An 11,738-nucleotide genomic window follows, 5' to 3' on the forward strand; every position below is an offset into this window, starting at 1 on the left:
GCTGACGGCCGGTCATCCGGGCGCAGCGGCCGACGCGGGGTGAGGTCGGCTCAGCGGCCGCGGGCGATCGCCAGACCGGCCGCCCGCCCCGAGAAGATGCAGCCGCCCAGGAAGGTGCCCTCCAGCGCGTTGTACCCGTGCACGCCCCCGCCGCCGAAGCCGGCCACCTCCCCGGCCGCGTAGAGGCCGGGCACCGGGGCGCCGTCACCGCCGATCACCCGGGAGTCCAGGTCGGTCTGCAGGCCGCCGAGGGTCTTCCGGGAGAGGATGTTGAGCCGTACGCCGATCAGCGGTCCGTGCGCCGGGTCGAGGATCCGGTGCGGCCTGGCGACCCGGGCGATCCGGTCGGTCAGCGAGCGGCGGGCGTTGTGGATCGCCATCACCTGGGCGTCCTTGCTGAACGGGTTGGCCAGTTCGCGGTCGCGGGCGACGATCTGCCGCTCGATGTCGGCGGCGTCGAGCTTCGGGCCGCGGGCGATCCCGTTCATGGCGGCGACCAGCTCGGGCAGGGTCCGGGCGACGACGAAGTCCTCGCCGTGCCGCTTGAACCGCTCGACCGGGCCGGGGGCGCCCTTGGCCAGCCTGCTCCTCACCGCGAACTTCAGGTCCCGGCCGGTCAGATCGGGGTTCTGCTCCGAACCGGAGAGGGCGAACTCCTTCTCGATGATCGACTGGGTCAGCACGAACCACGAGTAGTCGTGTCCGGTGGCCAGGATCTGCTTCATCGCGCCGATCGAGTCGGCGCCCGGCACGCCGGACATCCCGGTCAGTCGGCGCCCGTCGGCGTCGAACCACATGGAGGACGGGCCGGGCAGGATCCGGATGGCGTGGTCCGGCCAGACCGGATCCCAGTTGTGGACGCCCTCCGTGTACGCCCACATCCGGTCGCGGTTGACCACCCGGCCGCCGGCCCGCTCGGTGATCGCCAGCATCCGGCCGTCGACGTGGGCGGGGACGCCGGAGATCAGGTGCTCGGGGGCCGGACCGATCCGTTCCACCGGCCAGTTCGCCCGCATCAGCGCGTGGTTGTGTCCGATGCCGCCGGAGGTCACCACGACCGCCGCCGCCCGCTCCTCGAACGAACCGGCCACCTCGCGCGAGGACTTGACGCCGCGGTCGGAGTCGTCCGGCGCCAGCACCGCGCCCCGGACGCCGACCACGGCGCCGTTCCCGGTCAACAGCTCGTCCACCCGCTGCCGGAACGCGAAGCGCACCAGCCCGGCGCGCTCCGCCCGCAGCACCGGGCGCAGGAACGCGTCCACCACGCCGGGCCCGGTGCCCCAGGTGATGTGGAAGCGCGGCACCGAGTTGCCGTGCCCGGTGGCCGAACCGGCGCCCCGCTCCGCCCACCCCACCAGCGGCACCACCCGGTGCCCCAGCTCGCGCAGGTAGCGGCGCTTGCCGCCGGCCGCCCACGCCAGGTACGCCTCGGCCCAGCGCCGCCCCCAGAGGTCCTCGTCATCGGGCCGGTCGAAGCCCGCCGAGCCGAACCAGTCCTGCCGGGCCAGCTCCAGCGAGTCCTTGATCCCGGCCCGACGCTGCTCCGGGCTGTCCACGAAGAAGAGGCCGCCGAGCGACCAGAACGCCTGGCCGCCCAGGTTCCGCCGGTTCTCCTGCTCGACGACCAGCACCCGCAGGCCGGCCTTCGCCAGCTCGTGCGTCGCCACCAGTCCGGCCAGGCCGGCCCCGACCACGATCACCTCAGGCTGGAACGGCATTCAGCTCTCCCTCGGGGAATCACCGTCGCCCCGTCGCGACGGCTGCGCGCTCCCATGGTCCGGCCGGGCCGGGCCGGTCGGCACTAGGCTTGTCAGGTGGTGACAAACAAGACTGTGCCACCGGCGCAAGGCGCGTCCCCTCCGGCCGCCGACCGGCGCGGCGCCGTGGCGCGGATCCTGGCGGACGAGACCGGGATGGTCGACGCCTTCATGGCCGCCATCGCCCGGGAGATCCCCGCCTACGCCAATCTCGACGCCCGCCAGCTGGAGGAGGTCCGCTCCATCATCGTCTGGACGCTCCGCAGGGTCCTCGAACTCTGGTCGGTGGACGGCGCGTTGGGCCCCGAGGACATCCGGATGTTCCGCGGTGTCGGCGCGGTCAGGGCGCGCGACGCCCGTCCGCTGGCCGCCGTGCTGCGCGCCTACCGGGTCGCCGCGCTGGCCTTCTTCGACCGGATCGGTGAACGTTTCGCCGACGCCGTCTCGGTGCGCGACCTCAGCGCGCTCGCCCGGGTGTGGCTGACCGTGCTCGACCAGTCCTCCGAGGCGATCTTCGACGGCTACGAATCCACCGGGCGCGTCCTCAGCGAGGACCGCGAGCGCTCCCTGCGCGGACTCCTCACCGACCTGCTGCTCGGCCGGCAGAGCCACGCCGGCACCCTCCGGGCCCGGCTGCGCGAACTCGACGCGGAACTGCCGTCCTCCTTCGACCTGATGGTGGTCTCCCCGGCGTCCCCGGCGTCCCCGGTGGCTCCCGCGTCCCCGGCGGCCACCGGGCCCGACCAGGCCGAGCGGGCGGCGGCGCTGGTCACCGCGGCCCTGGACGCCAGGGCCGCGGGCGAGGCGGCGGAGCTCGAACTCACCTCCCTGCACACCGTCATGGACGGCGTCGGAGTCGCCCTGGTCAAGGCGGTCGACGTGACCCTGCTGGACCGCCTGGTGACCGGACACGACCTCACCGGCGCCCTGCTCACCGGCGTCACCGCCGCCACCGCGCCCCGCGACCACCGGATCGCCGTCCACGGCCTGCGGCACGCCTCGCCGCTGGTGTGGACCGAGCGCCGGGTGCTCGACCGCGGCGACCTGGAGGTGGTCGCCCTGGTCACCGGGCACCCGGACGCGGACCCCGGACGGGTCGCCGAAGCCGTACTCGGCCCCCTCGCCCGCGACGCCGACACCCGGAGGACGCTCGACGCCGCCATCTACTCCGACGGTGCCCCCGCCGCGGCCGCCCGCCTCCACGTCCACCCCCAGACCGTCCGCTACCGGCTGCGCCGCCTCGCTGCCGCCACCGGCCGCGACCCGCGCACCCCGTGGAACCGGTTCGCCTTCCAGACCGCCCTGCTGGCGAGCAACTCCTAGGCGGAGAGGCGGGCCCGGAGGTCCCGCTTGATCAGTTTGCCGCTCTGGTCGCGGGGCAGGTCGGGGGCACCGGTGTCCGGAGTTCGGGAGGCCTCCGACGGGCGGAGCCGGGCAGGGTGTCCGACGGGCGGAGCCGGGTAGGCGTTCGCGTAGCCACCGACACCGGGAGGCCACCATGGACCTCGCCTTCCTCACTCCGTTGCTCGACCGGCCCGGACCCTGGGCCTCGCTGTACCTGGACACCTCACGCGCCACCGAGGACGCCGCCCCGCGCCGGGCCCTGATCGACCGGGCCGCCGTCCACCGGCTCGCCGGGCTCGGCGCCGACGACGCCACCTGCGCCGCCGTCCGCGACCACCTGGCCGGGGAACCGACGGCCGCCTCCCCACCGGGGCGGGCGCTGTTCGCCGCCGACGGCGAGGTCGCGCTGGACGTACCGCTGACGGACTCGCCGCCCGACGTCGCCGCGACCTGGGCGCCGCTGCCGCACACCGCCCCGCTGCTCGGCCTGCTGGACGACGCCGCGCCGCGCTGCCTGGTGGTGGCCGTGGACCGCACCGGGGCCGCGCTGGAACAGCACGAACTCGGCCGCTCCGCGCCGATCGGCACCGTCGAGGGCCGGCAGTGGCAGGGCCGCGGCCACCGCGCCCCGCCCGCGGACCGCTACGAGTGGCACTACCGGCACCGCGTCGAGGACGCCTGGGAGCGCACCGCCACGATCGTCGCCGACCAGCTGACCAGGATGTGGCCCGGCAGCGGCGCCGGCCTGCTGGTGCTCACCGGCGACGTCCGCGAGCGCCGGGCCGTCCGCGCGAAGCTGCCCCCGCAGCTGCAGTCGGACACCGTCGAGGTCGACGGTGGCGGCCGGGCCGACGGCATCGCCCGGGACAGCTTCGAGCGCCGGGTCGCCGAGGCCTGGGAGGAGCACCGGAGCCGGCACCTGACCACCGTGCTGGACGCCTTCCGCACCGGAGTCGGCCGCCCCGGCGAACACGCCACCGACGCCGCCGGGACGGAGACCGCACCCGGCGCGGCCGCCCAGGGTGTGCCCGCCGTGGTGACCGCCGCCCGGCAGCACCAGCTCGCCGCGCTGCTCATCCAGCCGGGCGGGCACGATGCGGAGCGGCCGGTGTGGACCGGCCCGGAGCCGGAGCACATCGGCGTCCAGCGTGCCGACCTGCGGTCCATGGGCGTGGCCCGACCGCAGCAGGCCCCGGCCGCCGACGCCCTTCTGCGCAGCGCCGCCGCGGTCGGGGCCGAGGCCCTGCTGGTGCCGGAGGCCGTACCCGGACCGCCCGGCGGGCTCGGCGCCGTACTGCGCTGGAACGCCTGAGCCGACCGGCCGGTCCCAGGGTGAAACCATTCGTATACATGTTCCCGAGGGCGGAGGAGAATTTACGGGGCGGGGCGGGAGTTCGACGAGGAGGCCGGCCATGAGGAGCCTTGAACGCCGCTACGCGGTGACCCTGCCCGGACCGATCGGCGGGCACGCGCCGCCGGCCGTCATCGTGGTGCACGCCACCGAGATCCTGGGGCCCGGCGGCGGGCCCGTCTGGGAGAACACGGACGGGGACTTCAGGGTGGAGATCACCGGCGAGGTGGCCACCGTCCTGACCGCGCCCATCGGCTCACGGCGGCACCCGTGCCTGTACGCCGTGCCCCTGCCCGACCGCGCGGCACCGCTCCGGTGAGGGCGGGTTCGCCGCCCGATCGGTGACCGGCCACGCCGGGGCCGGTTGCCGAATGCCTTCCACGGCTTCCTGCTCAGCCGTTGCTCCGCCGCCGTCGGCGATCCGTGGACCGCTCGGGGTGGCGCATGCGCAGAGCCAGTGCCGGGCACTGGTTCACGGCCCGGCGGGCGCCGTGCTCCTGCCAGGGGGCCACCGGGATCGTGGTCGACGCGGGATAGCCGTGCGGGCCGAGCCGGACGAGGCCGGGAGCCAGGACAGCGCACAGTCCGTGCCCGGTGCACCGGGACCAGTCCACCTCCAGGTGGGCGCCCTGGGCAGGAGGCAGCGGCAGGACGTCGAGGACCGGCCGGCCGCACCCCGGGCCGAAGAGGTGGGCCTCGACGTCCCGGGCGAACACGTCGAGGGCGCTCAGCACGAAGCGGGCCGTGCCGTCCGGGTGTGAACATGCACCACCGCCCTGCGCGCCGCCGAGCGCCCGTCGGGCGTCCTCCAGGGCGGTCTGCCCGCCCGTGCCCGCCGCCAGCGCACCGAGCGCCTCGGCCGCGTCGGGCAGGCCGCGCCGGCACGGCCCGCACTGCCCGGCCGACTCGCCGGCCAGCCAGGTCGCGACCCGGGCGACCTCGCCCAGCGGGCAGGTGCCGGCGGGCAGCGCGACGATCGCACCGGCGCCGAGGGTGCCGCCGAGCTCGGCGAGCCCGGTACGCGAGAGCGGCGCGCCGACGGCGCTCGCCGGGTCCAGCCAGGCACCGTGGTAGCCGCCCACCAGCACGCCGTCGCCCGGCCGCAGCCGGCACGCGTCCAGGACGTCTCCCAGCGGCGTGCCGAAGGGTGTCTCGACCACCAGCGGATCCGCCCCGGGACGGTTGACCGTCAGCAGGACCGTGCCCGGTTCCGCGTCGGTGCCGACGGCGGCGTACGGTCCGGGGCCGAGCCTGGCGGCCACGGCGAGCTGCGCCCAGGTCTCGGCGTTGGACAGCAGGGTCGGACGCCGCCGGACGCCGCCCGCTCCGCCCTCGGCCGCGCGGGCCTTCACCGCGGCCGGCTGCACCGGGAGCCCGTTGGCCCCGCGGATCAGGGCGCTGGACTCACCGGAGACGAAGCGCTCGGGAACGCACACGGTCCGGGCCGGGCACGGCAGCTCGCGCTCGTCGAGGGCGGCCGGGACCGAGGCCTCGCCGGGGCTGCCGGCGGCGACGCCGACGACGATCTCCTCGGCCCCGAAGGCGGCCGCCGCGAGGAGGGCGCCGTCGAGCACGAGGTGCGGCGCGCGGGCGAGCAGCATCCTGTCCTTGGCGCTCGGGGGCTCGCCCTCCGACCCGTTGACCACGATGACCGGGGCCGCCCCGGTGCGGGTGGCGGCGGCCACCGCGGCCCTGGCCTTGCGGGCGAAGGGGAATCCGGCGCCCCCACGGCCGCGCAGGTCGATGCGCTCGGCCAGCTCCAGCAGGTCGTCACGGGTGAGCCGGGGCAGCGGAGGGTGGACACGCAGGTGGGCGGCGAGGTCGAGGCGCTGGAAGCGGTCCAGTCCGGCGGTCAGCCGGGCCGGCCCCAGGTGGCGCACCTGCGGCGACCCGGGCCGGGCGCTCACAGGCCACCGCCGGGCTGGATCAGGCCCGGGCGGGAGGGCGGGACCGGTACGGGGTGCAGTGGTCGCCGCCGCACCGCGCCGGTGCGGGCTGTCGCGTGCGCCGTCGCTGCCTGCGCCGTCGTCGGGAGCACGGGCGTCGTCACCGCGTGTGCCGTCGTCGGGAGCACCGTCGCCCCGTGTGCCGTCGCCGGGAGCGGTGCGCCGGCCGGCTGCGCCTTCGAGCGGCGCCGGTGCCGGGTGACGGTACGGCGGTGGCCCACCCAGGAGAGGGTCCGCACCAGCAGGGCGAGCGCGACCACGGCCGCGCAGAGGCCGTAGCCCCACAGGACCCAGGCGTGCGCCGCGCGCCCGGCGGCCAGGCCGTGGACCAGCGCGATCGGCCAGCAGGCGTACGCGCCGGCGTGCAGCACCCGCCAGAGCCAGGCGTGCCGGCTGCCCGCGAAACGTCCGCGGAACGCGCCCGTGGCCGCGACCAGGACGAGCAGGTCGGCCGAGACGGTGCCCAGGCTCACCGCGAGGGCGGTGCCGCCGGTGAAGGGCAGGACCGTGCTCAGCGGGTCGCAGTGGCGCTCGGCGACCTTGACCGCGATGTGGACGGCCAGGAACCCGAGCGCCGCGACGGCGGTCGCCCGGTGCACGGACTGGACGGCAACCCGCAGCCGCGGCGTCAGGAAGAGGCGGTCGGTGGCGGCCAGCCCGGACACCACGGCGGCGGTCAGCGAGAGCAGGGTGAAGACCCCGGCGAAGTAGTCCAGGAAGGCGACGACGTCGCGGCCCACGGCCGACGCGCCGTGGACCGCGGCACCTGCGAGAAGGACCGACGCGGGCATCTGGGAACCTGCTTCCGTGGGTTCTGGCCGACCGGCGGGGCGTGGGGCGACAGCGGTACCGCTCGGCTGGACCACCTCGAAGCCACATCGGAGGGCGCACCCCGGCCGCGAGGCCGGTGGCACGGTTGGACCGCCCCATTCTTAGCGGCGTCGGACGCGGGACGAAGGTCCCCGTTTACGACGCCGGGCAGTAGGAGCGCCCGGGCCGGGGCGTCTCCGCGCGGGTCGGCACCGGGCTCCAGGCTACGGCCGGACGTAGTGGCTACTCCGAGTGACGTAACGGGGCTCACGTTTGTACGACGGCGAACGGCGGCGGGACGGCGGCGGGAGGGCGGCGGGAGGGCGGCCCACTACGGCGGACGGCGGCGGAATGTCGGCGAAGCCCGGCCGGATCCGTCCCACGCTGAACGTGGCCCGTTCGCGCCGGGGCGAGACCATAGGTGTATGGCGAGAGAGACGGGCCCGGATCCCCGGGCTCCCGGCCGAGCGGGCGGGCGTCGTGCCCGGCTGCGTCCGCAGCCCGTTCCGGGGCATCCTCCGGCGCGCGGGCTGCGGTCGGTGCTGAGCATCCGCAGCGTCGCGGGGCAGATGTTCCTCCTGCAGGTGTCGATCGTGCTGCTGCTCGTGGTCGCGGCGGTCGTCGCGCTCCTGATCCAGTCCCGCAGCGACCGCTACGCGGCGGCGCGCGACCGTTCGCTCGCCGCCGCCGAGGCGTTCGCCCACGGCCCCGGCCTGGTGGCGACGATGCAGGGCCCCCACCCCAGCGCGGTGCTGCAGCCGCTGACCGAAGCGGCCCGCAAGGGCGCCCAGGTCGACTTCATCGTGGTGACGGACCGCAACGGCATCCGCTACACCCATCCCGAGCCGGCGCAGATCGGCAAGAAGTTCGTCGGCACCATCGGGCCGTCGCTGGAGGGCAAGATCACCGTCGAGCAGGTGCACGGTCCGCTCGGCCTGGAGTACCAGGTGGTGGTCCCGGTGGAGGACAACCGGGGCGGAGTCGTGGGGATCGTGTCCGCCGGGATGAAGGTCGCCAACGTGAGCAGCGCGATCGACCGCCAGCTGCCGGTCGTCCTGGGCGCCGGCGCCGTCGGGCTGGGTCTGGCCACGGCCGGGACGGCGCTGGTGGGCAGGCGTCTGCTGCGGCAGACCCGTGGCCTGGGCCCGGAGGAGATGACCAGGATGTACGAGCACCACGACGCGGTGCTGCACGCGGTGCGCGAGGGCGTGGTCATCGTCGGCGGCGACGGCCGGGTCCTGCTCGCCAACGACGAGGCGCGCCGGCTCCTGGACCTGCCCCCCGAACCGGAGGGACGCGCCGTCGCCGACCTCGGCCTCGCGCCCCGCGCGACCGAGCTGTTGCTGTCCTCCCGCGCGATCACCGACGAGGTGCTCCCGGTGGGCGACCGCCTGCTGGCCGTCAACAACCGTCCGACCGCCAGCGGGGGAGGCCCTTCCGGCAGCGTCGCCACCCTGCGCGACTCCACCGAGCTGCGCGCCCTGGCGGGGAAGGCCGAGGTCGCCCGCGGCCGGCTCAGGTTGCTGTACGACGCGAGCCTGGCCATCGGCAGCACCCTGGACGTCCGGCGCACCGCGGAGGAACTCGCCCGGACGGCCTGCGGGGAGTTCTGCGACTACGCCACCGTCGACCTCGCCGAGGATGTCCTGCGCGGCGAGGAGCCGCCGACCCTGACGGCCGGTGCCGAGGTGAGGCTGCTGCGGGTGGCCCTCGCGGGCGTCCGGGACGATTCGCCGCTGTACCCCCAGGACACGCTGGTCCGCTGGGCGGGGAGCACCCCGCAGGCGGCGGGATTCGTGAGCGGGCGGTCGGCGCTGATCTCCGAGGTGTCGACCGACGCCGGGTGGCGCGGGCAGGACGTCGAGCGGACGCAGGCGGTGCTGGACTTCGGCCTGGCGTCGCTGATCGCCGTTCCGCTGACGGCGCGGGGTGTGCTGATGGGCGTCGCCTGTTTCTGGCGCGGACGGGACCGGGGTCCGTTCGAGGACGACGAACTGTCCCTGGCCGAGGAACTGGCCGCCCGGGCCGCCGTCTCCATCGACAACGCCCGCCGCTTCACCCGCGAGCACACGATGGCCGTCACCCTCCAGCACAGCCTGTTGCCGCGCGAGTTGCCCGAGCAGAGCGCCCTCGACGTCGCCCACCGCTACCTGCCCGCCCAGGCCGGGGTCGGCGGCGACTGGTTCGACGTCATCCCCTTGCCGGGCCTCCGGGTCGCGCTCGTCGTCGGTGACGTGGTCGGCCACGGTGTGCACGCTGCCGCCACCATGGGCCGGCTGCGCACCGCCGTCCAGAACTTCTCCACCCTCGACCTGCCGCCGGACGAACTGCTCGGGCACCTGGACGAACTGGTCGCCCACCTGGACCAGGAGACGGCCGCGGCCGCAGGCGGGCTCGCGATCACCGGCGCCACCTGCCTCTACGCGATCTACGACCCCAGCACCGCCACCTGTGCGCTGGCCCGGGCGGGCCACCCCCCGCCCGCCGTCGTCCACCCGGACGGCACGGCCGAGCTCCTCGACCTGCCCAGCGGTCCGCCGCTCGGCCTGGGCGGGATGCCCTTCGAAGCCGCGGAGGTGCGCCTGCCACCGGGGAGCGACCTGGTCCTCTACACCGACGGCCTGGTCGAGGACCGCACCCGCGACATCGGTGCCGGACTGGACGTCCTGACGAGCGTCCTGAGCCGCCCCGGCCGGTCGCCCCAGGAGATCTGCGAGGCCGTGCTCGACGCCCTGCTGCCCGCCCGCCAGAGTGATGACATCGCCCTCCTGGTCGCCCGTACCCGGGTGCTGGAGCCCGACCGGACCGCGGAGTGGGAGGTGGCCCGGGCTCCGGAGGAGGTGGCCAGGGTCCGCGCCGCGGCCACCCGACAGCTCGCCGAATGGGGCCTCGACGAGGCGGCCTTCGTCACCGAACTGGTGCTCAGCGAGCTGGTCACCAATGCCGTCCGCTACGCGGCCGCACCGATCAGGGTGCGCCTCCTGTACGACCGGACGCTGATCTGCGAGGTCTCCGACGGCAGCAGCACCGCTCCGCACCTGCGCTACGCGGTGGCGGAGGACGAGGGCGGCCGGGGCCTGTTCCTCGTCGCCCAGCTCACCGAGCGCTGGGGCGTCCGCTACACCCCCGGCGGCAAGATCATCTGGGCCGAGCAGCTCGTCTGACGAGGTCCTCCGCGCCCAACGGGCCGTCGTCGAGTCGGCCTCGCCGGAGTGATCGGTGGCCGGTCGTTCGCGATCGGACGTTGCAGGGCTGTTGCACGGGGAGTGATGCGGATCACGGTTCGCCGGGAGTGGTTCGTGATCGCATGGTCGGATGCATCAGTTCGAGAAGGCCGGCCCGGTGGTGGCCGTAGGGGTTGCGGTCGTTCTGCTGGCGGGGTGTGGGTCGCAGGCGGGCGGTACGGCGGGGGCCCGGCGGCCGACGAGTGGTGCCGGGGCGTGCGGTGTGGCGTCGGCTTCGCCGTCGGCGCGGGCGAAGGACGGGGTGCGGATCACGGCGGTGAGCGCGGTCTGCGCGGACTACGAGGTGACCAACGGGACGGGCGAAGCGGCCGATGTGACGGTGCTGTTCAGCAGGACGGGAGCGTCCGGGGGTGCGGTGGACAACGTGACGAAGACCGTCGAGGGGCTTGCGCCGGGGGCCGTCGAGAAGGGGCGGGTCGAGCTGGGCGGGACGGCCTCGGGGGTGAAGGTCCTCCGGGTGCGGAGTGTCCCGAGTGCCGAGGCGTCGCGGCCGAACGGCCCGTGCCCGGCGTCCGGGGTGCTGGTGAGTGCGGACGAGGGGGACGCGGCGATGGGGCTGCGGGTGGTCGGGCTCCGCCTGCGGAACTGCGGGACGGCCGAGGTGGCCCTGAACGGCTATCCGGAACTCCAGGTGCTCGACGTGGAGCGAAGGCCGGTCGACGGTGTCCAGGTCGTGCACGGGGGCGCGCGGATCGCGAGCGGCACCGGCGCGGACGACCCGCCGAGGGCGTTCACGCTGAAGCCGGGGGAGGCCGCCGGCTCCACGTTGGTGTGGCGCAACACCACCGAGGGCGGCGCTCCGGTGAACGCCCCGTACGTGCGGGTGCGTGCCACGCCGGGCGCGGCTCCGGTGACGGTGACGCCGGAGCTCGACCTGGGGACCACCGGGCGCCTCGGGGTCGGTGCCTGGGTCAGGGACGACGCGGGGCCGCCGGCGCCAGGTCGATGACCACCTTGCCGGGGAAGTCCACCAGTTCCGCCGCGAGGTCCATGACCTGGCGGGGGAAGTCGTCCAGCCCGATCCGCCAGGAGGTCAGCTTCTCCAGCGGGAAGGTGTAGCCCTTGCGGGTGCCGCCGTAGACGAGCAGCACGGCGCCGTCGGCGGCCAGATCGGCGCCGGCTTCCAGGAGTTCGGTGGTGGCGACGGTGGGGGCCACGACGACGACGTCGTACCGGCCCCGGTGATCGCCGCCGCCCGGGCCCGGGTGCGCCCGTGGATCCACTGCATGGCGTCCATGGAGCAGACGGGCCGTTCCCTCTGAGCGCTGAACGCCGATGAGTGCTG

At 75.3% G+C, this 11,738-nt stretch carries 9 protein-coding genes; 5 read left to right on the forward strand and 4 right to left on the reverse strand.

Annotation, left to right across the window (positions count from 1 at the left end; translation table 11 throughout):
* Positions 1-50: 50 nt before the first annotated feature.
* On the reverse strand, positions 51-1,718 hold the full coding sequence (locus HS99_RS00750) for an FAD-binding dehydrogenase (RefSeq protein ID WP_030284972.1): 1,668 nt from the start codon (positions 1,716-1,718) through the stop codon (positions 51-53).
* Positions 1,719-1,817: 99 nt separating this feature from the next.
* Here HS99_RS00750 and HS99_RS00755 point away from each other — a divergent pair, with 99 nt between their 5' ends.
* The 3 genes from HS99_RS00755 to HS99_RS00765 all read left to right on the forward strand — a co-directional run bounded on the left by HS99_RS00755 (position 1,818) and on the right by HS99_RS00765 (position 4,771).
* Positions 1,818-3,080: an RsbRD N-terminal domain-containing protein gene (locus HS99_RS00755; RefSeq protein WP_141763628.1), complete on the forward strand. Its 1,263-nt coding sequence runs from the start codon at positions 1,818-1,820 to the stop codon at positions 3,078-3,080.
* 175 nt (positions 3,081-3,255) lie between these two features.
* Positions 3,256-4,413, forward strand: coding sequence for a baeRF2 domain-containing protein (locus tag HS99_RS00760; RefSeq protein ID WP_030284967.1), 1,158 nt, complete (start codon positions 3,256-3,258; stop codon positions 4,411-4,413).
* 100 nt (positions 4,414-4,513) lie between these two features.
* Positions 4,514-4,771 carry a DUF6296 family protein gene (locus HS99_RS00765; RefSeq protein WP_030284965.1) on the forward strand — a complete coding sequence of 86 codons (258 nt, stop codon included), beginning with the start codon at positions 4,514-4,516 and terminating at the stop codon, positions 4,769-4,771.
* Between the two features lie 73 nt (positions 4,772-4,844).
* Here the strand turns inward: HS99_RS00765 and HS99_RS45675 are convergent, their stop codons facing one another.
* Positions 4,845-6,359, reverse strand: coding sequence for an NADH-quinone oxidoreductase subunit NuoF family protein (locus tag HS99_RS45675; protein WP_030550225.1), 1,515 nt, complete (start codon positions 6,357-6,359; stop codon positions 4,845-4,847).
* Complete coding sequence (locus tag HS99_RS45680; protein WP_050367007.1) at positions 6,356-7,189, reverse strand: hypothetical protein; 834 nt, start codon at positions 7,187-7,189, stop codon at positions 6,356-6,358. Before HS99_RS45680 ends, HS99_RS45675 begins: the two co-directional genes overlap by 4 nt.
* A 444-nt stretch (positions 7,190-7,633) precedes the next feature.
* Here HS99_RS45680 and HS99_RS00780 point away from each other — a divergent pair, with 444 nt between their 5' ends.
* The gene (locus HS99_RS00780) at positions 7,634-10,372 is read left to right on the forward strand and encodes a SpoIIE family protein phosphatase (RefSeq protein ID WP_370863204.1); all 2,739 of its coding nucleotides are present in this window, start codon (positions 7,634-7,636) and stop codon (positions 10,370-10,372) included.
* A 283-nt stretch (positions 10,373-10,655) separates the two neighbouring features.
* Positions 10,656-11,402: a DUF4232 domain-containing protein gene (locus HS99_RS00785; RefSeq protein WP_223886170.1), complete on the forward strand. Its 747-nt coding sequence runs from the start codon at positions 10,656-10,658 to the stop codon at positions 11,400-11,402.
* Here the strand turns inward: HS99_RS00785 and HS99_RS00790 are convergent.
* Positions 11,365-11,676 carry a hypothetical protein gene (locus HS99_RS00790; RefSeq protein ID WP_030550231.1) on the reverse strand — a complete coding sequence of 104 codons (312 nt, stop codon included), beginning with the start codon at positions 11,674-11,676 and terminating at the stop codon, positions 11,365-11,367. The genes HS99_RS00785 and HS99_RS00790 overlap by 38 nt on opposite strands.
* Between the last annotated feature and the right edge of the window lie 62 nt (positions 11,677-11,738).

This window comes from Kitasatospora aureofaciens (assembly GCF_001188955.3).
In the GTDB taxonomy this organism is placed as follows: domain Bacteria; phylum Actinomycetota; class Actinomycetes; order Streptomycetales; family Streptomycetaceae; genus Kitasatospora; species Kitasatospora aureofaciens.